Consider the following 20,599-nt stretch of genomic DNA (forward strand, 5'->3'; position numbering starts at 1 on the left):
CGTCGGCCCGCCGCTTTGTCAGTGCCACCCGATAGCCTGCACGAACAGGTAGTCGAAGCAGGGGGCGAGGCGTGCGCGTACTGGGCGTGGACCCGGGGCTGACCCGGTGCGGTGTCGGCGTTGTCGAGGGGGTCGCGGGGCGGCCCCTGACGATGCGCGGCGTCGGGGTCGTACGGACGCCCGCGGACGCCGAGTTGGGCCACCGCCTCGTCGCCATCGAGCAGGGCATCGAGCAGTGGCTGGACGAACACCGCCCCGAAGTCCTCGCCGTGGAGCGGGTGTTCAGCCAGCACAACGTGAGTACGGTGATGGGCACCGCCCAGGCCAGCGCCGTCGCCATGCTGTGCGCCTCGCGCCGCGGCATCCCCGTGGCGCTGCACACGCCCAGCGAGGTCAAGGCCGCCGTCACCGGCTCGGGCCGCGCCGACAAGGCGCAGGTCGGCGCCATGGTGACGCGCCTGCTGCGGCTCGACGCGCCACCGAAACCGGCCGACGCGGCCGACGCCCTCGCCCTCGCCATCTGCCACATCTGGCGCGCCCCCGCGCAGAACAGACTGCAACAGGCCGTGGCCCAGCACGCGGCCAAGGCAGCACAGCCCGCACACGCATCGAAAGGCCGTACCGCATGATCGCCTTCGTCAGCGGCCCCGTCGCCGCCCTCGCCCCCGACGCCGCGGTGGTCGAGGTGGGCGGTGTCGGCATGGCCCTCCAGTGCACGCCGAACACGCTGTCCACGCTCCGCATCGGCCAGCAGGCCAAGCTCGCCACCTCCCTCGTCGTACGCGAGGACTCGCTCACGCTGTACGGCTTCGCGGACGACGACGAGAAGCAGACCTTCGAGCTGCTCCAGACCGCGAGCGGCGTCGGCCCGCGCCTGGCCCAGGCGATGCTCGCCGTGCACAGCCCCGACGCACTGCGCAGAGCCGTCTCCACCGGCGACGAGAAGTCGCTCACCGCCGTCCCCGGCATCGGCAAGAAGGGCGCCCAGAAGCTGCTCCTGGAGCTGAAGGACCGCCTCGGCGAGCCCGTCGGCACGGGCGGCCCCGCCATCGGCACGTCGGTCACCAGCGGCTGGCGCGAGCAGCTGCACGCCGCCCTGATCGGCCTCGGCTACGCCACCCGCGAGGCCGACGAGGCGGTGTCCGCGGTCGCCCCGCAGGCCGAGGCCATGGAAGGCACCCCGCAGGTGGGCCAGCTCCTCAAGGCGGCTCTGCAGACACTCAACCGCACCCGCTAGCCGACCGGCCCCACCACCCGCCCCCACCCGTAACGCGAGGCACCACACATGAACTGGGACGAGACCGCCGACGACGCCGCGACGCCGCAGGCCGACCGGCTCGTCGGGCCCGCCGCGGAGCGGCTGGTGGACTCCGTCGCCGACACGGAGGACCAGGCCGTAGAGGCGGCCCTGCGCCCCAAGGACCTGGGCGAGTTCATCGGCCAGGAGAAGGTCAGGGAGCAGCTCGACCTCGTCCTGCGCGCCGCCCGCGCGCGCGGAGCCACCGCGGACCACGTGCTGCTCTCCGGCGCCCCCGGCCTCGGCAAGACCACCCTCTCCATGATCATCGCGGCCGAGATGGGCGCCCCGATCCGGATCACCTCGGGGCCCGCGATCCAGCACGCCGGCGACCTCGCCGCGATCCTCTCGTCCCTCCAGGAGGGCGAGGTCCTCTTCCTCGACGAGATCCACCGGATGTCGCGGCCCGCCGAGGAGATGCTCTACATGGCGATGGAGGACTTCCGCGTCGACGTCATCGTCGGCAAGGGTCCCGGCGCCACCGCCATCCCGCTGGAGCTGCCGCCCTTCACCCTCGTCGGCGCCACCACGCGCGCGGGGCTGCTCCCGCCGCCGCTGCGCGACCGCTTCGGCTTCACCGCGCACATGGAGTTCTACGGGCCGAGCGAGCTGGAGCGCGTGATCCACCGCTCGGCGACGCTGCTCGACGTCGAGATCGACACGGCGGGCGCCGCCGAGATCGCCGGCCGCTCCCGCGGCACCCCCCGTATCGCCAACCGGCTGCTGCGCCGCGTCCGCGACTACGCGCAGGTCAAGGCCGACGGACGGATCGACAGGGACATCGCGTCCGCGGCGCTCGGCGTCTACGAGGTGGACGGCCGTGGCCTCGACCGCCTGGACCGCGCCGTGCTCGAAGCGCTGCTCAAGCTGTTCGCCGGCGGACCGGTAGGACTTTCGACGCTCGCTGTCGCCGTGGGGGAGGAGCGTGAGACGGTGGAAGAGGTCGCCGAGCCCTTCCTCGTACGAGAGGGGCTCCTGGCGCGCACCCCCCGGGGCCGCGTCGCGACTCCCGCCGCGTGGGCCCATCTGGGACTCGCCGCACCCCAAGGGAGACCTGGGGCGGGCGGCCAGCAGGACCTCTTCGGGGCGTGACGGCATTGGTACTCGCCGGGGCTGGAACCCCGGTGCCATGCTGAGCGTTGTTCCCACCGTGCGGACTCGCTTAGACTCCGCCGACGTCGCCTTTACGGCGGCGCAATACCCCATCATCGACACGGCCGCATCCCGACGCGGCCGAATGAAGGAAGTTCCTACCCGTGAGTCTCGTGACCCTCCTCCCGTTCATCGTGCTCATCGGGGCCATGTTCCTGATGACCCGGTCTGCCAAGAAGAAGCAGCAGCAGGCCGCACAGATGCGCAATGAGATGCAGCCCGGATCCGGCGTCCGCACGATCGGGGGCATGTACGCCACGGTCAAGGAGGTTCACGACGACGCCGTGCTCCTCGACGCCGGCCCCGGCGTCCACCTCATGTTCGCGAAGAACGCCATCGGCGCCGTGCTCTCCGATGACGAGTACAACCGCATCGTCCACGGCGAGGAAGTCGTCGCCGATGACGAGCTGACCAACGACGCCGTTGTGCCGGACGACGCCTCCTCCCTCACCGGGACCGACGAGACCGCCGCCGACGACTCGCGCATCGACCTCGGCAAGAAGGACGAGCCCGCCGAGGCCGAGAAGGCCGAGAAGGCCGACGACGCCGAGGTGAAGAAGACCGACGGCGAGTCCGACGCGAAGTAGTACGACCGGAACCGTGGGGCGTCCGCTCGATGTGCCCCGCGGTTCCCGTTCGTGCGTGATGCGCGCGGACTCTCGACCATTTCATGGCCGTCCTGGCACCCAACCCCGATGCCGGACGGATGGAGAGGGAGTACGAGAAGGTGGCCACACCTAGCAAGAGCCGAGGGGCAGGTGCCCAGTCGAAGCCGGGCCGCGCCCTGGCCCTGATCGTGATCATCATGATCGCGCTCGTCGGGGGGATGTTCGCCTCCGGCACGTTCACCCCGCGCCTTGGAATCGACCTCGCGGGCGGCACCAGCATCACGCTGGAGGCCAAGAACGAGCCGGGCAAGCCCAACGCGATCAACAAGACCAACATGGACACGGCGGCGGACATCATCAACCGCCGCGTCAACGGCATGGGTGTCTCCGAGGCCGAGGTCCAGACGCAGGGCAAGAGCAACATCATCGTCAACATCCCGCGAGGGACGAACGAGAAGCAGGCGCGCGAGCAGGTCGGCACGACCGCTCAGCTGTACTTCCGTCCGGTTCTCACGGTGGCCTCCGGCGCGCCGACCGGCGACAAGTCGGCCAGCCCGTCCCCGAGCGCCTCGTCCAGCGGGAAGGCGACCGACAAGGCCACCGGCTCGGACAAGGCGACCGACGGCTCCGCCTCCGCCACGCCGTCCGCCGGCGCCACGACGCAGGGCCGCGCCGTCACCGACAGCCTGAAGGCCGACGCGACGCCGAGCGCCTCCGCGAAGAGCGGCGACGACGCGAAGGCCAGCCCGAGCGCCAGTGCCGACGCGGCGACCAGCGCGCTGGAGAAGAAGTTCACGCAGCTCGACTGCACGGACCGGGTGGCGCGCACCAAGGTCAACGAGGGCGCGAAGTCGACCGACACGATCGTCGCCTGCGGCCAGAACTCGGCGGGCCAGTGGGAGAAGTACATCCTGGGTCCGTCCGAGGTCGAGGGCAAGGACGTCGACAAGGCTCAGGCCGTCATCGACGAGCGCACCGGCCAGTGGGTCGTGAACATGGAGTTCAACAACGCCGGCGCCAAGAAGTTCGCGAAGACCACCAGCAAGCTGAAGTCCCAGCAGTCGCCGATGAACCAGTTCGGCATCGTGCTCGACGGCGAGGTCTCCTCGGCCCCCAGCGTGAGCACCACGCTCAGCTCCAACGCCCAGATCTCCGGCAGTTTCACCCAGGAGTCCGCCCAGGACCTCGCCAACGTGCTGTCCTACGGCGCCCTGCCGCTGACCTTCCACGAGCAGAGCGTCACCTCGGTGACCGCCGCGCTCGGCGGTGAGCAGCTGCACGCCGGTCTGATCGCCGGCGCCATCGGCCTCGCCCTGGTCGTCATCTACCTGGTGGTCTACTACCGCGGCCTGTCGCTCATCGCGCTCGCCTCGCTGCTGGCCTCCGGCATCCTCACGTACACCCTGATGACCCTGCTCGGCCCGGCCATCGGCTTCGCGCTGAACCTGCCGGCCGTCTGTGGTGCCATCGTGGCCATCGGTATCACCGCGGACTCGTTCATCGTGTACTTCGAACGGATCCGGGACGAAGTCAGAGAGGGGCGCTCGGTGCGCCCCGCGGTGGAGCGCGCCTGGCCCCGGGCCCGGCGCACCATCCTGGTCTCCGACTTCGTGTCCTTCCTCGCGGCCGCGGTGCTGTACATCGTGACCGTCGGCAAGGTGCAGGGCTTCGCGTTCACGCTGGGCCTGACCACCCTGCTCGACATCGTCGTGGTCTTCCTCTTCACCAAGCCGCTGATGACGGTCCTGGCCCGCACGAAGTTCTTCACGAGCGGCCACAAGTGGTCCGGCCTCGACCCCAAGCGCCTCGGCGTACAGCCCCCGTTGCGTCGCACCCGCCGCGCCGCCCGCCCTGTCGACCCGAAGGAGGCGTGAGATGTCGAAGCTGGGCAATCTCGGCGCCAAGCTGTATCGCGGTGAGGTCGGTTACGACTTCATCGGCAAGCGCATGATCTGGTACGGCGTCTCGATCCTCATCACCATCACGGCCATCGTCGGCCTCGGGGTGCGCGGCCTGAACATGGGCATCGAGTTCGAGGGCGGCGCGATCTTCACGACGCCCAAGACCAGCGTCTCGGCCCAGAAGGCGGAGGAGTACGCGGCCGAGGCCTCCGGACACCCCGCGATCGTGCAGGAGCTCGGCTCGGGCGGCCTGCGCATCCAGGTCGCGGGCGTCGACACCGCCAAGTCGGACCAGATCAAGGCCGAGCTGTCCCAGGACATGGACATCAAGGCCGACGACATCAACGCCGACCTGGTGGGCCCCAGTTGGGGCGCCTCGATCGCCAACAAGGCATGGCAGGGCCTGGCCGTCTTCATGGTCCTGGTCGTGATCTATCTGGCGATCGCCTTCGAGTGGCGGATGGCGCTCGCGGCCCTCATCGCGCTCATCCACGACATCACGATCACCGTCGGGATCTACGCCCTCGTGGGCTTCGAGGTCACGCAGGGCACCGTGATCGGTCTGCTGACCATCCTCGGTTATTCGCTGTACGACACGGTCGTCGTCTTCGACTCGCTCAAGGAACAGACGAAGGGCCTGGAGAAGCAGACCCGCTTCACCTACAGCGAGGTCGCCAACCGGTCGATCAACAGCACCCTGGTCCGCTCGATCAACACCACGGTCGTGGCGCTCCTGCCGGTCGGCGGTCTGCTGTTCATCGGCGGCGGCTTCCTCGGCGCGGGCATGCTGAACGACATCTCGCTGTCGCTCTTCGTGGGTCTCGCCGCCGGTGCGTACTCGTCGATCTTCATCGCCACTCCGCTGGTCGCCGACCTCAAGGAGCGCGACCCGAAGATGAAGGCGCTCAAGAAGCGGGTGCTCGCCAAGCGCGCCTCCGCCGCGGCGAAGGCCGAGACGGCCGTCGTGGGCCACCAGGCCGACGGCATCCGGGAGGACGAGGACGACGAGCCGCGGGACGCCGCCCCCGCGGGCGCCGGCCCCGCCACCTCGGGTCCGCGCAACCAGCCGGCCCGCAACCGCGGTCGTGGCCGCCCCTCGGGCAAGCGCCGCTGACCCGGACCGAACCGGTCGCCACAAGGGCGCCAGGAGCCGTCGAGGCCCTGGCGCCCTTGTCGTTCGCCGTCAGGGGCGACTGCTAAGGTTGGCGGTCGCGCAAAGCCGCAGAAAATCCCCACAGACACTCGCTGAGGTGCAGAAATGACCGACATCCAGGAGCTGCTCCTCAGCCGCATCCGCGACGTGCAGGACTACCCGGAGCCGGGCGTCGTCTTCAAGGACATCACCCCGCTGCTCGCCGACCCCGCCGCCTTCACCGCTCTCACCGAGGCCCTGGCGGAGTTCTGCATCCGGCACGACGCCACCAAGGTGGTCGGCCTGGAGGCGCGCGGCTTCATTCTCGGCGCCCCCGTCGCGGTCCGTGCCGGTCTCGGCTTCATCCCCGTCCGCAAGGCGGGCAAGCTGCCCGGGGCGACGCTCTCGCAGGCGTACGACCTGGAGTACGGCTCCGCGGAGATCGAGGTGCACGCCGAGGACCTGGTCGAGGGCGACCGCGTCGTGATCATCGACGACGTTCTCGCCACGGGGGGCACGGCGGAGGCCGCCATGCAGCTGGTGAACCGCAGTGGTGCCCAGGTGGCCGGTGCCGCGATGCTCATGGAGCTGGGATTCCTGGGCGGCCGCGCCCGGCTGGAGACCGCGTTTCCCGAGCTTTCCCTCGAGGCCCTGATCCTCGTCTGAGGGGAATGACGACACGCGTCATGACGGGTGCTCCGATATGCCGGAGTACCCGTCCCTTTGTGACACGCTCCGTTGTGACCCGCCCCTTCAAGGGGGCGCGAAAAACGGAGGAAATGCGTGTCGATTTCGCGCAGAACCAGTGTTGCGATCCTGGCCCTGGTGTCGGCGGTGGCCACCTCGATGGCCGCCGCTTCGTCGGTGAGTGCCTCTTCGTCGGTGAGTGCCTCTTCGTCGGTGAGCGCCTCTTCGGAGTTCCGCGACAGCAGCCGGTCCTCGATCGCCTGCTCGAACAGCTGGAAGAACGCGGTCGGGGTGCCCGGTCGCTGGTCCAAGGTCGAGGACTCCTCGTGCGGAATCTTCGGAAATCCCCGGTACAAGGCGAACTACCAGTGGACCGCCGAGCGCGGAAAGCCGTGCATCAAGGTGAAGGGCTTCAAGAACGGCCGCGAGAAGTGGTACGACGCGGGCTGCGGAAAGTCCGGGTTCCTCAAGAACGTGCCGTGGGGAAATGTGGCGGCCAACAAGGCGATCAAGGTGAAGGGCGCCGCGCTCTTCAAGTGGCGCTGACGCCCTGAGCGCAGCCCTGTGACCAGCTGAGCAGGCCGTTCGCGGCGGACGAGGCGGGCCCGGAGGAATCCGGCGCCCGCCTCCGGTGTTTCATGAATACGGAACCGTCACACCGGCCCAGGGCGAGCCGAGGACGCCGGATCGATACCATGGGCTCTCCGGGACCTGAACGGGGGACCCGTCGCGCACGAGGAGCGCCGTTGCCAGACGAGGCCAAGCCACTCACCGCCGCCGCGCAGGACCAGCAGGCCGATCGGTCCGCGGCGCCGTCCGCCGCGCCCTCGCAGGACGCGAAGACCGCCAAGCCCGCCCCGCCGAGCGCGACGGCGGCAGGGCAGGCACGTCCCAAGCCCCCCGCCGATGCCCGGCGCGCCACGCCTCCGCCCGCGATCCGCGCGGCCGCCAACCAGCCCGCCGCGCGCTCCGGCTCCTCCAACCGCGTCCGCGCCCGCCTGGCCCGCCTCGGCGTGCAGCGCTCGAACCCGTACAACCCGGTCCTGGAGCCGCTGCTGCGGATAGTGCGCAGCAACGACCCGAAGATCGAGACGTCCACGCTGCGCCAGGTCGAGCGCGCCTACCAGGTCGCCGAGCGCTGGCACCGCGGTCAGAAGCGCAAGAGCGGCGACCCGTACATCACGCACCCGCTCGCGGTGACGACGATCCTCGCTGAGCTGGGCATGGACCCGGCGACGCTGATGGCCGGGCTGCTGCACGACACCGTCGAGGACACCGAGTACGGCCTGGACACCCTCAAGCGCGACTTCGGCGACCAGGTCGCCCTGCTCGTCGACGGTGTCACCAAGCTGGACAAGGTCAAGTTCGGCGAGGCCGCGCAGGCCGAGACCGTGCGCAAGATGGTCGTTGCCATGGCCAAGGACCCGCGCGTCCTGGTCATCAAGCTCGCCGACCGCCTGCACAACATGCGCACCATGCGCTACCTCAAGCGCGAGAAGCAGGAGAAGAAGGCCCGCGAGACGCTGGAGATCTACGCTCCGCTGGCGCACCGCCTGGGCATGAACACCATCAAGTGGGAGCTGGAGGACCTCGCCTTCGCGATCCTCTACCCCAAGATGTACGACGAGATCGTGCGGCTCGTGGCCGAGCGCGCGCCCAAGCGCGACGAGTACCTGGCCATAGTGACCGACGAGGTGCAGTCCGACCTGCGCTCGGCCCGCATCAAGGCCACCGTCACCGGACGCCCGAAGCACTACTACAGCGTCTACCAGAAGATGATCGTCCGCGGCCGGGACTTCGCGGAGATCTACGACCTGGTGGGCATCCGCGTCCTCGTCGACACGGTCCGCGACTGCTACGCGGCACTGGGCACCGTCCACGCCCGCTGGAACCCGGTTCCGGGGCGGTTCAAGGACTACATCGCGATGCCCAAGTTCAACATGTACCAGTCGCTGCACACCACGGTGATCGGCCCCAACGGCAAGCCCGTCGAGCTCCAGATCCGTACGTTCGACATGCACCGCCGCGCCGAGTACGGCATCGCCGCGCACTGGAAGTACAAGCAGGAGGCCGTCGCCGGCGCCTCCAAGGTGCGCACCGACGCGCCGAAGTCGTCCGGCAAGGGCAAGGACGACCACCTCAACGACATGGCGTGGCTGCGCCAGCTCCTCGACTGGCAGAAGGAGACGGAGGACCCCGGGGAGTTCCTGGAGTCGCTCCGCTTCGACCTCTCCCGCAACGAGGTCTTCGTCTTCACGCCGAAGGGCGACGTCATAGCGCTCCCGGCCGGGGCGACGCCGGTGGACTTCAGTTACGCGGTCCACACGGAGGTCGGCCACCGGACCATAGGAGCACGCGTCAACGGACGCCTGGTCCCGCTCGAATCGACCCTCGACAACGGCGACCTGGTGGAGGTCTTCACCTCCAAGGCGCAAGGAGCGGGCCCGTCCCGCGACTGGCTCGGCTTCGTCAAGTCGCCGCGGGCGCGCAACAAGATCCGGGCGTGGTTCTCCAAGGAGCGCCGCGAGGAGGCGATCGAGCAGGGCAAGGACGCCATCGCGCGCGCCATGCGCAAGCAGAACCTGCCGATCCAGCGCATCCTGACCGGCGACTCCCTGGTGACGCTCGCCCACGAGATGCGCTACCCCGACATCTCGTCGCTGTACGCCGCGATCGGCGAAGGCCATGTCACGGCGCAGTCCGTCGTGCAGAAGCTCGTGCAGGCGCTCGGTGGCGAGGAGGCGGCCAACGAGGACATCGCCGAGAGCGCACCGCCCTCGCGCGGCCGCTCCAAGCGCCGTTCGAACGCGGACCCGGGTGTCGTGGTCAAGGGCGTCGACGACGTCTGGGTGAAGCTGGCGCGCTGCTGCACGCCGGTGCCGGGGGACCCGATCATCGGGTTCGTCACGCGCGGCAGCGGCGTATCGGTTCACCGCAGCGACTGCGTCAACGTGGACTCGCTCTCGCGTGAGCCGGAGCGGATCCTTGAGGTCGAGTGGGCGCCCACGCAGTCGTCCGTCTTCCTGGTGGCGATCCAGGTCGAGGCCCTGGACCGCTCGCGGCTCCTGTCGGACGTCACGCGCGTCCTGTCGGACCAGCACGTCAACATCCTGTCGGCGGCGGTCCAGACCTCCCGCGACCGGGTCGCCACGTCCCGCTTCACCTTCGAAATGGGCGACCCCAAGCACCTCGGCCACGTCCTGAAGGCCGTACGCGGCGTGGAGGGCGTGTACGACGTGTACAGGGTGACGTCGGCGCGGCGGCCATGACGCTCGCCGGTTCGGGCCTTTCAAGCCTCTGCGGCGATTGAGCAGCGGGGTCCGGGGCGGAGCCCCGTGGCATGGGAACGGCCCCCGAGCACAGTGCTCGGGGGCCGTTCCCACGTTCCAGCCGGAGGCTCAGCCGCCGAACTCGTGCAACCCCTTCAACGCCTGGTCAAGAAGCGCCTGACGCCCGTCGAGCTCCTTCTGGAGCTTGTCCGCCTTCGCGTTGTTGCCCTGCGCCCGCGCCTGCTCGACCTGCCCCGCGAGCTTGTCGACCGCCGCCTGCAACTGGCCGGTGAGGCCCTCCGCACGGGCCCGCGCCTCCGGGTTCGTCCGGCGCCACTCGGCTTCCTCGGACTCCTGGATGGCCCGCTCCACGGCGTGCATCCGGCCCTCGACCTTCGGCCGCGCGTCCCGCGGGACGTGACCGATGGCCTCCCAGCGCTCGTTGATCGAGCGGAACGCGGCCCGCGCCGACTTGAGGTCCTGGATCGGCAGGAGCTGCTCCGCCTCGTCGGCCAGCGCCTCCTTGAGCTTGAGGTTCTCGCCCTGCTCCGCGTCACGCTCGGCGAACACCGCGCTGCGCGCCGCGAAGAAGACGTCCTGGGCGCCCCGGAAGCGGTTCCACAGGTCGTCCTCGTGCTCGCGCTGGGCGCGGCCCGCGGCCTTCCAGTCCGTCATCAGGTCGCGGTACCGGGCCGCCGTGGCGCCCCAGTCCGTCGAGTTCGACAGCGACTCGGCCTCGGCGACCAGCTTCTCCTTGGTCTTGCGGGCCTCCTCGCGCTGCGCGTCGAGCGACGCGAAGTGGGCCTTACGACGCTTGGAGAACGCCGACCGGGCGTGCGAGAAGCGGTGCCACAGCTCGTCGTCGGACTTGCGGTCGAGACGCGGCAGGCCCTTCCACGTGTCCACCAGCGCGCGCAGCCGCTCGCCGGCCGCCCGCCACTGCTCGGACTGGGCCAGCTCCTCCGCCTCGACGACCAGCGCCTCCTTGGCGTGCCGCGCCTCGTCGGACTGCTTGGCCTTCTGGGCCTTGCGCTCCTCGCGCCGGGCCTCGACGCTCGCCACGAGCTTGTCGAGCCGCTTGCCGAGCGCGTCCAGGTCACCGATCGCGTGCGCGTCCGTGACCTGCTCCCGCAGGTGCTCGATCGCCGTCATGGCGTCCTTGGCCGACAGATCGGTCGTCTGCACCCGGCGTTCGAGGAGCCCGATCTCGACGACCAGGCCGTCGTACTTGCGCTTGAAGTAGGCCAGTGCCTCGTCGGGCGAGCCCGCCTTCCACGAACCGACTTCGCGCTCGCTGCCGTCGGCCGAACGCACGTACACGGTCCCCGTCTCGTCGACGCGGCCCCACGGGTCGCTGCTCACAGCGCCTCCTCCACATGATGCCTGCGCGGGGCGTCCCGCCCCCGGCATCGTCCACAGTTTCCCGGCGGGCCCGGCCCGCCCTCCACAACGCGGCTCGAATCCGCGCTGTACGAAGCCAATCTAGGCGACCGGCCGCCCCACTGTCCGCACTCAGCGCGGCTCAATTCCTCGCCCACGCGCGCGTGGGGCGGGCCGGTGGCCTCACTTCTTGTCGACGGTGGCCTTCTCGATCTTGACGGCCTTCTTCGGAGCGCCGTCCTCCGCGCCACCGGCGACGCCCTTCGCGGCGACGTCCTTGACGACCTTCAGGCCCTCCGCGTCCATCGTGCCGACCGGCGTGTACGTCGGCGTCAGCTTGCTGTCCTTGTAGACGAGGAAGAACTGGCTGCCGCCGGAGTCCGGCTGCCCCGTGTTGGCCATCGCCACCGTGCCCGCCTTGTACGTCACCGAGCCGTCCTTGGCCGGCTTGCCGAGCCCGTCCAGGTTCTCGTCGGGGATCGTGTAGCCGGGGCCGCCCGCGCCGGTGCCCTCGGGGTCGCCGCACTGCAGGACGTAGATGCCCTTGGTGGTGAGGCGGTGGCACTTCGTCCCGTCGAAGAAGCCCTTGTCGGCGAGGTGCTTGAACGAGTTCACCGTGTGCGGGGTCTTCGCCGCGTCCATGGCGATGGTGATGTCGCCGACGCCGGTCTTGAGGGCCATGTCGTACGTGGCCTTCTTGTCGATCGTCATCTTGGGCTCCTTCGACGTGCTCGCCGAAGGGGAGGGGCTGGCCTCCGAGCCCGCGGTGTCCTTCTTGCCGTCACCGCTGAAGGCCCCGGCGGCGTAGGCGCCGCCCGTGCCGAGGACGGCCACCGCGAGCACGGAGGCGATCACGGTGTTGCGGGTGCGCGCCTTGCGTCGCGCGGCCTCGCGCCGCTGCTGCTGGCGCAGGAACTTCTCCCGGGCGAGCTGACGCTGCCGCTGATCCTTGCTGACCACCGGGTCTTCTCCTCAGTACGTCTCGTGACCTTCTTGGGGCCCCTGATAGTGCCCCGTACCGTATATGGGTTCGCTGTGGAATCGACCGCGCCGGTAGGCTTCCATCGGCCGCATTCCGTTTCGACGACATACGAAGGACGAACGTGCTGATTGCCGGGTTCCCCGCCGGGGCCTGGGGCACCAACTGTTATCTGGTTGCCCCCGCCGCGGGTGAGGAGTGCGTCATCATCGACCCCGGCCACCAGGCCGCCGAGGGAGTCGAGGAAGCGCTCAGGAAGCACCGCCTCAAGCCGGTGGCGGTCGTCCTCACGCACGGGCACATCGACCATGTCGCCTCGGTCGTCCCGGTCTGCGGGGCGCACGACGTCCCGGCCTGGATCCACCCCGACGACCGCTACATGATGAGCGATCCGGAGAAGGGGATCGGCCGCTCCATCGGCATGCCGCTGATGGGCGAGCTGACCGTGGGGGAGCCGGACGACGTGCGGGAGCTGTCCGACGGCACGCAGCTGAAGCTCGCCGGGCTCGACTTCACCGTCGCGCACGCGCCGGGCCATACCAAGGGGTCGGTGACCTTCCAGATGCCCGAGGCGGCGGACATCCCGTCCGTCTTCTTCTCGGGCGATCTGCTCTTCGCCGGCTCCATCGGACGCACCGACCTTCCCGGTGGCTCCATGGACGACATGCTCGAATCGCTGGCCCGCGTGTGCCTGCCGCTCGACGACTCGACCGTGGTGCTGTCCGGACACGGCTCCCAGACGACCATCGGCCAGGAGCGCGCCACCAACCCGTATCTGCGGCAGGTGGCCGCCGGCCAGGGACCCTCCACCGGGGCTCCCCGACGAGGAATGTGACGAGAAACCTCCCGTGAGTACCTTCCAGGCCCCCAAGGGCACCTACGACCTGCTTCCGCCGGACTCCGCGACGTATCTCGCGGTCCGCGAGGCGATCTCCGCCCCGCTGCGGAACTCCGGCTACGGCTACATCGAGACCCCCGGCTTCGAGAACGTCGAGCTCTTCGCGCGCGGTGTCGGCGAGTCCACCGACATCGTCACCAAGGAGATGTACGCCTTCGAGACCAAGGGCGGCGACAAGCTGGCGCTGCGCCCCGAGGGCACCGCGTCCGTGCTGCGCGCCGCCCTGGAGGCCAACCTCCACAAGGCGGGCAACCTCCCGGTCAAGCTCTGGTACTCGGGCTCGTACTACCGCTACGAGCGCCCCCAGAAGGGCCGCTACCGGCACTTCTCCCAGGTGGGCGCCGAGGCGATCGGCGCCGAGGACCCGGCCCTCGACGCCGAGCTGATCATCCTGGCCGACCAGGCGTACCGCTCGCTGGGCCTGCGGAACTTCCGCATCCTGCTGAACTCGCTGGGCGACAAGGAGTGCCGCCCCGTCTACCGGGCCGCGCTCCAGGAGTTCCTGCGCGGGCTCGACCTCGACGAGGAGACGCTGCGTCGCGCGGACATCAACCCGCTGCGCGTCCTCGACGACAAGCGGCCCGACGTGCAGAAGCAGCTCACGAACGCGCCGCTCCTGCGCGACTACCTGTGCGACGCCTGCAAGGCGTACCACGAGCAGGTGCGCGAGCTGATCACCGCCGAGGGCGTCGCCTTCGAGGACGACGCGAAGCTGGTCCGCGGCCTGGACTACTACACGCGCACCACCTTCGAGTTCGTCCACGACGGCCTGGGCTCGCAGTCCGCGGTCGGTGGCGGCGGCCGCTACGACGGCCTGTCCGAGATGATCGGCGGCCCCTCGCTGCCCTCGGTCGGCTGGGCGCTCGGCGTGGACCGCACGGTCCTGGCGCTCCAGGCGGAGGGCGTCGCGCTCGAACTGCCCGCCACCACCAGCGTGTTCGCGGTGCCGCTCGGCGACGAGGCGCGGCGCGTGCTGTTCGCCAAGGTGACGGAGCTGCGCAAGGCCGGCGTCTCCGCGGACTTCTCCTTCGGCGGCAAGGGCCTCAAGGGCGCCATGAAGAACGCCAACCGGTCGGGCGCGCGGTTCACGCTCGTCGCCGGTGAGCGGGACCTCGCCGAGGGCGTCGTGCAGCTCAAGGACATGGAGTCCGGCGAGCAGGAAGCCGTCGCGGTCGACGAGATCGTGAACGTCCTCACCGCCAAGCTGAAGTAGTTCCGCCGACGTCGGACGAGGCCCCGGGGTTCCGCCCCGGGGCCTCGAACGTTTCGGGTCCCGCGGGCGTACACGCTTATGTCCATCGAACAGTGGACCAAGGGGCCCGTGCGGCACAATGAGCATGCCCGGAGATGACCACCTCTCGCGTACTCACTTACGGATCGGCGTGATGAGCAAGACGACCCCTGCAAGCGACACCGTCTCCCGCGACACCGGTGCCGAGCCCGCCCCGCGTTCCGTCGGGGGAAGCCGAGCCTTCGGGCTGCTGCTGGTGATCACCGGGGCCGCCGGTGTGCTCGCCGCGTGGATCATCACCCTCGACAAGTTCAAGCTGCTCGAGGACCCGAACTTCACGCCGGGCTGCTCCCTGAACCCGGTCATCTCCTGCGGCAACATCATGAAGAGCGACCAGGCGTCGGTCTTCGGCTTCCCGAACCCCATGCTGGGCCTCGTCGCGTACGGCATCGTGATCTGCGTCGGCATGAGCCTGCTGGCCCGCGCCTCGTTCCCGCGCTGGTACTGGCTGACCTTCAACGCCGGCTGCCTTTTCGGCGTGGGCTTCGTGACCTGGCTGCAGTTCCAGTCCCTGTACCGGATCAACGCGCTGTGCCTGTGGTGCTGCCTGGCCTGGGTCGCCACGATCCTGATGTTCTGGTACGTCACGTCGTTCAACGTCCGCAACGGCTTCCTGCCCGCGCCGCGGCCCGTCCGGACCTTCTTCGAGGACTTCACCTGGGCCGTGCCGGTGCTGCACATCGGCCTCATCATCGTGCTGATCTTCACGCGCTGGGGCTCCGCGCTCTGGGCCTGACGGGCGCCGCGGGCATTGTCAGTGGCGTGACTTAGGGTTTTGACCGTGGAACCCGACCTCTTCACCGCCGCAGCCGAAGACCGCCAGGAGAAGGACCCGACCGCGAGCCCCCTGGCCGTCCGGATGCGCCCGCGCACCCTCGACGAGGTCGTCGGCCAGCAGCACCTGCTGAAGCGGGGCTCGCCGCTGCGCCGACTCGTCGGAGAGGGCGGCTCGGGCCCCGCGGGCGCCTCCTCGGTGATCCTCTGGGGCCCGCCCGGCATCGGCAAGACGACGCTCGCGTACGTCGTCTCCAAGGCGACGAACAAGCGGTTCGTGGAGCTGTCCGCGATCACCTCCGGAGTCAAGGAGGTCCGCGCCGTCATCGAGGGCGCCCGCCGCGCCATGGGCGGACACGGCAAGGAGACCGTCCTCTTCCTCGACGAGATCCACCGCTTCAGCAAGGCCCAGCAGGACTCGCTGCTGCCCGCCGTCGAGAACCGCTGGGTGACACTGATCGCGGCAACCACGGAGAACCCGTACTTCTCGGTGATCTCCCCGCTGCTCTCCCGCTCCCTGCTCCTCACCCTCGAACCGCTCACCGACGACGACCTGCGCGGACTGCTCGCCCGCGCGCTCACCGAGGAGCGCGGCCTCGACAGCGCGCTCACGCTCGCCGAGGACGCCGAGGAGCACATCCTGCGGGTGGCCGGAGGCGACGCCCGGCGCGCGCTCACCGCCCTGGAGGCGGCCGCCGGAGCGGCCCTCGCCAAGGGCGAGGAGAGCGTCACCCTCGAAAGCGTCGAGGAGTCGGTCAACCGCGCGGCGGTGAAGTACGACAAGGACGGCGACCAGCACTACGACGTGGCGAGCGCCCTCATCAAGTCCATCCGCGGCTCGGACGTGGACGCGGCGCTGCACTACCTGGCGCGCATGATCGAGGCCGGCGAGGACCCCCGCTTCATCGCCCGCCGCCTGATGATCTCCGCCAGCGAGGACATCGGCCTGGCCGACCCGACCGCCCTGCCGACCGCCGTCGCCGCCGCCCAGGCCGTCGCCATGATCGGCTTCCCGGAGGCGGCCCTCACTCTGAGCCACGCGACGATCGCCCTCGCCCTCGCCCCGAAGTCCAACGCGGCGACGACGGCGATCGGCGCCGCCATGGAGGACGTCCGCAGGGGCCTCGCGGGCCCGGTGCCGACCCACCTGCGCGACGGCCACTACAAGGGCGCCGCCAAGCTCGGCCACGCGCAGGGGTACGTGTATCCGCACGACGTCCCCGGCGGCATCGCGGCCCAGCAGTACGCGCCGGACGCGATCGCGGGCCGCCGCTACTACCAGCCGACGCGCTACGGGGCGGAGGCCCGGTACGCCGACGTGGCGGAGCGGGTCCGCGAGCGGCTCCAGGGACCCGGGAGCGAGGGCTCCGACTGATCCGGTAGACTTCTGCGAAGTGCTGTGTCCCGTGTCCGGGATCCCGAAAGGGCGACCGACACCACCAGAGCGGGACATCAAGCCGGATCCCCCGAACCGTAGGGCTCGAACCGCAAGGCCTCGACGCCGCACGGCACAGGAGATCCAGGAGCGTCGCGCACCTTCGAAGGTGTCGCGGGCAGCCCACCACCAGCCCGGCCCGCAAGGGTCCAGGACGCGGTCGGTGGGCCACTCGCGTGCTGCACGTATGTGCCCAGACCTGGGAGCGGCTGCCCGGCTCACCTCGGTGAGCAGGGTTTCCCGGGCTGCGGATGCGACCTCCCCGAACCCTGGTGAAGCCGTATTCGAAATCGAAACATGAGGTGTTTGGTTCATGGCGAACCAGTCCCGCCCCAAGGTCAAGAAGTCGCGTGCCCTCGGCATCGCGCTGACCCCGAAGGCCGTCAAGTACTTCGAGGCCCGCCCCTACCCGCCGGGCGAGCACGGCCGCGGCCGCAAGCAGAACTCGGACTACAAGGTCCGTCTGCTCGAGAAGCAGCGTCTGCGCGCCCAGTACGACCTGAGCGAGAAGCAGATCGCCCGCGCCTACGACCGCGCCAAGAAGGTCGAGGGCAAGACGGGTGAGGCGCTCGTCATCGAGCTCGAGCGTCGTCTCGACGCCCTGGTCCTGCGTTCGGGCATCGCCCGCACGATCTACCAGGCCCGTCAGATGGTCGTGCACGGCCACATCGAGGTCAACGGCCAGAAGGTCGACAAGCCCTCGTTCCGTGTCCGTCCCGACGACGTCGTGATGGTGCGCGAGCGCAGCCGCAACAAGCCGCTGTTCCAGGTCGCGCGTGAGGGTGGCTTCGCCCCCGAGGGCGAGACCCCGCGTTACCTCCAGGTCAACCTGAAGGCCCTGGCCTTCCGCCTGGACCGTGACCCGAACCGCAAGGAGATCCCCGTGATCTGCGACGAGCAGCTCGTCGTCGAGTACTACGCCCGCTGACCGACCGGCGGACGTAGTCTCACCTGCGTTTCAGCCCGCCGTCTCGCCACCCTTCCAGGTGTGCGAGGCGGCGGGTTCTCGTTTGCCCAGGACCGGTTCCGCGGGGCGGGCCGGATGCGGCACCGCGCTCGCCGGGTGCTGCGGACGGACCCGGCTCCGGGCCCGCGCCACCGCCTCGTCGTGGCCCAACCGCTCGCCCGTGCGCGCGAGTTCCGCGAAACGGGCGGGGCCCAGCGACTCCCGGGCCCGCGCCTCGCACAGCTCGTGCGGAGCGTTGTAGTACACCGAACCGAACAGCGGCAGCCCCACCGCCGACCACATCCGCCCCGCCGCACCCTGGAGCACCGCGGCCTCGGCGGCGTCGCCCTCCTCAAGGGTGACCAGGGCGAGCATCTCCATCGCCAGGACCGTGCCGAGCAGGTCGTGGAACTCGTGCCCGATGGCCAGGCTCTCGTCGAGCATGTCGCGCGCCCGCGCGAAGTCGCCCTCCGCCCACCGCGCGTACGCCAGCACATAGAGCGCGTACGCGAGCGTCCAGCGCTCCCCGTGGTCCTCGCACACCTGCCGCACGTCCTCGCACAGCGTGACGGCCTCCGCCAGTTCGCCCTGGAAGGCGAGCGCCATCGACAGCTCGACCTGGCCCATCAGCACGTTGCTGTTCAGCTCGCCGATCTCCCGGTAGCTCGCCAGCGCCGAGCGCAGCAGCTGCGCGGCGCGCGGCAGGTCGTCCGTGACCAGGGCCAGACACCCCGTGCGATGCACCGCGTACGCGAGCGCCGTGGCGTCCCCGCTGCGGTCGGCCTCCTCGCGGCACTCCTGGAGCGCGGCGAGCGCGGGCACGGTGTCGCCCTGGAGGATCGCCACGTAGCCGAGCACCCACAGCGCCTTGAGGCGCGCGGCTCCGAACGCGAGTGCCTCCTCGTCGAGGCCCGCGTCGTCGAAGGCGATGTCGAGGCCGACGCTGCGGTCCAGCCAGTGCCGCCCCTCGGAGAGCCGCCCGCAGCCTGCCCAGTAGAACCACAGGGTGCCCGCCAGGTACTGGCCCAGATGCGTCTCGCCCGGCTCGGTCAGGCAGTACTCGAGGGCCGCCCGCAGATTCGGCAGCTCGCCCTCGACCCGGGCGGCCACCTCGCTCTGCCGCGGCGAGAACCAGTCGAGCTCGCACCAGGTCGCCAGGCCCATGTACCAGTCGCGGTGCCTGCGCCGCATCCGCCGGCCGTCGCCCAGGCCGTCCAGCCACTCCGCGCCGTACGCGCGGACCGTGTCGAGCATCCGGTAGCGGACCTCGCCGCGCTCCTCCTCGCGCACCACCACGGACTGCGCGAGGAGTTCGTCGAGGACGTCGAGCACCTCGTCGGCGGACAGGCCCTCGCCCCCGCACACGTACTCCGCCGCCTCCAGGTCGAACGAGCCGGAGAAGACCGACAGGCGCGCCCACAGCAACCGCTCCCGCGGCGTGCACAGTTCGTGGCTCCAGCCGATCGTCGTCCGCAGCGTCTGATGGCGCGGCAGCGCGTCCCGCCCGCCGCCCCGCAGCAGCCGGAACCGGTCGTCGAGCCGCTCCATCAGCTGCGGCGGCGACAGCACCCGCAACCGCCCCGCCGCGAGCTCCACGGCCAGCGGCAGGCAGTCCAGGCGGCGGCACAGCTCCAGGACGTCGACCAGCGCGCGCCCGTCCAGCTGGAACTCGGGCAGCAGCGCCCCCGCCCGGTCCGCGAACAGCTCCGCCGCGTCCGCGGGCGTCAGCGGCGCCAGCGGGAACAACTGCTCACCGTCCACGGCGAGCGGCCTGCGGCCCACCGCGACCACCCGCAGCCCCGGCGCGGCGCGCAGCAGATCCCGTACCAACGAGGCGCACGCGTCGACGAGGTGCTCGAAACCGTCGAGCACCAGGACGAGCCGGCGCTCGGCGAGATGGTCGACCAGGACCTGGCGCGGCGGGCGCGTGGTGTGGTCGGTGAGCCCGAGGGTCTCGGCCAGCGTGTACTCGACGAGCTCCGGCTGCCGCACCGTCGCGAGCTCCACCCGCCACACCCCGTCGGGACACGACGCCCGCGGCACTCCGGCGACGGCGCGGGCGGCGAAGCGGGACTTGCCGACACCACCGACGCCGGTGACCGTGACCAGACGCCCCGCCTCCAGAGCCGCGGCCAGCGCCGCGAGTTCGGCGGTGCGGCCGACGAACCGGTTCAGTTCGTGCGGAAGGTTGCCGGGTCGTGGGGGACCGGCGGGAACATCTGTGGGGCGCGAAGTGCGTCGCATGGGGTACAGAGCGTACTCAGGCGTGCGCGGTCCGTACAATCGCTCCCCGGAATCCCCTGCGCTGCGCAGAGGAATGCGGTACGGACCGCGGGGTCGGGCGCGATAGGCTCGGGGGACGACTTTTCGATGTTCGGCTAGGGAGCGGTGCCAAGTGTCCGGTGGAGAGGTTGCCGGGATTCTGGTGGCTGTCTTCTGGGCGATCCTGGTCTCCTTCCTCGCGGTCGCGCTCGTGAGGCTGGCCCAGACGCTCAGGGCGACCACCAAGCTGGTCGAGGACGTGACCGAACAGGCCGTTCCGCTGCTGGCCGACGCCTCCGCCGCGGTGCGCTCCGCGCAGACCCAGATCGACCGGGTCGACTCGATCGCCACGGACGTCCAGGAAGTCACCTCGAACGCGTCGGCGCTCTCCTCCACCGTGGCCTCCACCTTCGGTGGCCCGCTGGTCAAGGTGGCGGCGTTCGGCTACGGAGTGCGCCGGGCCATCGGCGGCCGGGGCAAGGACGCGCCCGCCAAGGAATCGCGCCGTACCGTGATCGTGGGGCGCCCGCTCCCCGAGGCGCGGCGAGCCAAGCGGGCCAACCGGAACAAGAGGGACTGACCGCATAC

The 20,599-nt window shown here is 70.3% G+C and carries 18 protein-coding genes; 15 read left to right on the plus strand and 3 right to left on the minus strand.

Features of this window, described 5'->3' with window-relative positions:
* Positions 1–71: 71 nt before the first annotated feature.
* The 9 genes from ruvC to ACYBSK_RS11365 all read left to right on the plus strand — a co-directional run bounded on the left by ruvC (position 72) and on the right by ACYBSK_RS11365 (position 10,046).
* Positions 72–629: a crossover junction endodeoxyribonuclease RuvC gene (gene ruvC, locus ACYBSK_RS11325; RefSeq protein ID WP_457476770.1), complete on the plus strand. Its 558-nt coding sequence runs from the start codon at positions 72–74 to the stop codon at positions 627–629.
* Complete coding sequence (gene ruvA, locus ACYBSK_RS11330) at positions 626–1,237, plus strand: Holliday junction branch migration protein RuvA (RefSeq protein WP_460245964.1); 612 nt, start codon at positions 626–628, stop codon at positions 1,235–1,237. The genes ruvC and ruvA overlap by 4 nt, the downstream gene beginning before the upstream one ends.
* A 48-nt stretch (positions 1,238–1,285) precedes the next feature.
* Positions 1,286–2,389 carry a Holliday junction branch migration DNA helicase RuvB gene (gene ruvB, locus ACYBSK_RS11335; protein ID WP_457476772.1) on the plus strand — a complete coding sequence of 368 codons (1,104 nt, stop codon included), beginning with the start codon at positions 1,286–1,288 and terminating at the stop codon, positions 2,387–2,389.
* Between the two features lie 164 nt (positions 2,390–2,553).
* Complete coding sequence (yajC, locus tag ACYBSK_RS11340; protein WP_457476773.1) at positions 2,554–3,036, plus strand: preprotein translocase subunit YajC; 483 nt, start codon at positions 2,554–2,556, stop codon at positions 3,034–3,036.
* Positions 3,037–3,176: 140 nt separating this feature from the next.
* Positions 3,177–4,931 carry a protein translocase subunit SecD gene (gene secD / locus ACYBSK_RS11345; protein ID WP_457481714.1) on the plus strand — a complete coding sequence of 585 codons (1,755 nt, stop codon included), beginning with the start codon at positions 3,177–3,179 and terminating at the stop codon, positions 4,929–4,931.
* A gap of 1 nt (position 4,932) precedes the next feature.
* Complete coding sequence (gene secF / locus ACYBSK_RS11350; protein ID WP_457476774.1) at positions 4,933–6,072, plus strand: protein translocase subunit SecF; 1,140 nt, start codon at positions 4,933–4,935, stop codon at positions 6,070–6,072.
* A 144-nt stretch (positions 6,073–6,216) separates the two neighbouring features.
* Positions 6,217–6,756: an adenine phosphoribosyltransferase gene (locus tag ACYBSK_RS11355; RefSeq protein ID WP_460245965.1), complete on the plus strand. Its 540-nt coding sequence runs from the start codon at positions 6,217–6,219 to the stop codon at positions 6,754–6,756.
* A gap of 234 nt (positions 6,757–6,990) precedes the next feature.
* Positions 6,991–7,323, plus strand: a complete 333-nt coding sequence (locus tag ACYBSK_RS11360) for a hypothetical protein (protein WP_460245966.1) — start codon at positions 6,991–6,993, stop codon at positions 7,321–7,323.
* 200 nt (positions 7,324–7,523) lie between these two features.
* Positions 7,524–10,046 (plus strand): RelA/SpoT family protein, encoded by a 2,523-nt coding sequence (locus tag ACYBSK_RS11365; protein WP_457476777.1) that lies wholly within the window; start codon positions 7,524–7,526, stop codon positions 10,044–10,046.
* Positions 10,047–10,175: 129 nt separating this feature from the next.
* Here ACYBSK_RS11365 and ACYBSK_RS11370 read toward each other — a convergent pair whose 3' ends face one another.
* Positions 10,176–11,408 (minus strand): DUF349 domain-containing protein, encoded by a 1,233-nt coding sequence (locus ACYBSK_RS11370; RefSeq protein WP_457476778.1) that lies wholly within the window; start codon positions 11,406–11,408, stop codon positions 10,176–10,178.
* Between the two features lie 201 nt (positions 11,409–11,609).
* Positions 11,610–12,386: a peptidylprolyl isomerase gene (locus tag ACYBSK_RS11375; RefSeq protein ID WP_460245967.1), complete on the minus strand. Its 777-nt coding sequence runs from the start codon at positions 12,384–12,386 to the stop codon at positions 11,610–11,612.
* A gap of 143 nt (positions 12,387–12,529) precedes the next feature.
* Between ACYBSK_RS11375 and ACYBSK_RS11380 the strand changes: the two genes are divergently transcribed.
* The 5 genes from ACYBSK_RS11380 (at position 12,530) to rpsD (ending at position 17,731) form a co-directional block, all read left to right on the plus strand.
* The gene (locus ACYBSK_RS11380) at positions 12,530–13,240 is read left to right on the plus strand and encodes an MBL fold metallo-hydrolase (protein WP_457476780.1); all 711 of its coding nucleotides are present in this window, start codon (positions 12,530–12,532) and stop codon (positions 13,238–13,240) included.
* A 13-nt stretch (positions 13,241–13,253) separates the two neighbouring features.
* Positions 13,254–14,516, plus strand: coding sequence for a histidine--tRNA ligase (gene hisS / locus ACYBSK_RS11385; RefSeq protein WP_457476781.1), 1,263 nt, complete (start codon positions 13,254–13,256; stop codon positions 14,514–14,516).
* A gap of 172 nt (positions 14,517–14,688) precedes the next feature.
* Positions 14,689–15,330 carry a vitamin K epoxide reductase family protein gene (locus ACYBSK_RS11390; protein WP_457476782.1) on the plus strand — a complete coding sequence of 214 codons (642 nt, stop codon included), beginning with the start codon at positions 14,689–14,691 and terminating at the stop codon, positions 15,328–15,330.
* A 45-nt stretch (positions 15,331–15,375) separates the two neighbouring features.
* Positions 15,376–16,743, plus strand: coding sequence for a replication-associated recombination protein A (locus tag ACYBSK_RS11395; RefSeq protein WP_460245968.1), 1,368 nt, complete (start codon positions 15,376–15,378; stop codon positions 16,741–16,743).
* A 373-nt stretch (positions 16,744–17,116) separates the two neighbouring features.
* Positions 17,117–17,731 (plus strand): 30S ribosomal protein S4, encoded by a 615-nt coding sequence (rpsD, locus tag ACYBSK_RS11400; RefSeq protein WP_457476784.1) that lies wholly within the window; start codon positions 17,117–17,119, stop codon positions 17,729–17,731.
* Positions 17,732–17,761: 30 nt separating this feature from the next.
* Here rpsD and ACYBSK_RS11405 read toward each other — a convergent pair whose 3' ends face one another.
* On the minus strand, positions 17,762–19,993 hold the full coding sequence (locus tag ACYBSK_RS11405) for an ATP-binding protein (protein WP_460245969.1): 2,232 nt from the start codon (positions 19,991–19,993) through the stop codon (positions 17,762–17,764).
* Between the two features lie 151 nt (positions 19,994–20,144).
* Here ACYBSK_RS11405 and ACYBSK_RS11410 point away from each other — a divergent pair, with 151 nt between their 5' ends.
* On the plus strand, positions 20,145–20,591 hold the full coding sequence (locus tag ACYBSK_RS11410; protein ID WP_457476786.1) for a DUF948 domain-containing protein: 447 nt from the start codon (positions 20,145–20,147) through the stop codon (positions 20,589–20,591).
* Positions 20,592–20,599 lie beyond the last annotated feature (8 nt).

The sequence above is a fragment of the Streptomyces sp. BYX5S genome (assembly GCF_054724165.1).

Excerpts from the sequence above, each read along its gene's own strand:
- ruvA (WP_460245964.1), top strand. The coding sequence starts at position 626 with ATGATCGCCTTCGTCAGCGGCCCCGTCGCCGCCCTCGCCCCCGACGCC.
- ruvB (WP_457476772.1), top strand. The coding sequence starts at position 1,286 with ATGAACTGGGACGAGACCGCCGACGACGCCGCGACGCCGCAGGCCGAC.
- secF (WP_457476774.1), top strand. The coding sequence starts at position 4,933 with ATGTCGAAGCTGGGCAATCTCGGCGCCAAGCTGTATCGCGGTGAGGTC.
- ACYBSK_RS11355 (WP_460245965.1), top strand. The coding sequence starts at position 6,217 with ATGACCGACATCCAGGAGCTGCTCCTCAGCCGCATCCGCGACGTGCAG.
- ACYBSK_RS11390 (WP_457476782.1), top strand. The coding sequence starts at position 14,689 with ATGAGCAAGACGACCCCTGCAAGCGACACCGTCTCCCGCGACACCGGT.
- rpsD (WP_457476784.1), top strand. The coding sequence starts at position 17,117 with ATGGCGAACCAGTCCCGCCCCAAGGTCAAGAAGTCGCGTGCCCTCGGC.
- ACYBSK_RS11405 (WP_460245969.1), bottom strand. The coding sequence starts at position 19,993 with ATGCGACGCACTTCGCGCCCCACAGATGTTCCCGCCGGTCCCCCACGA.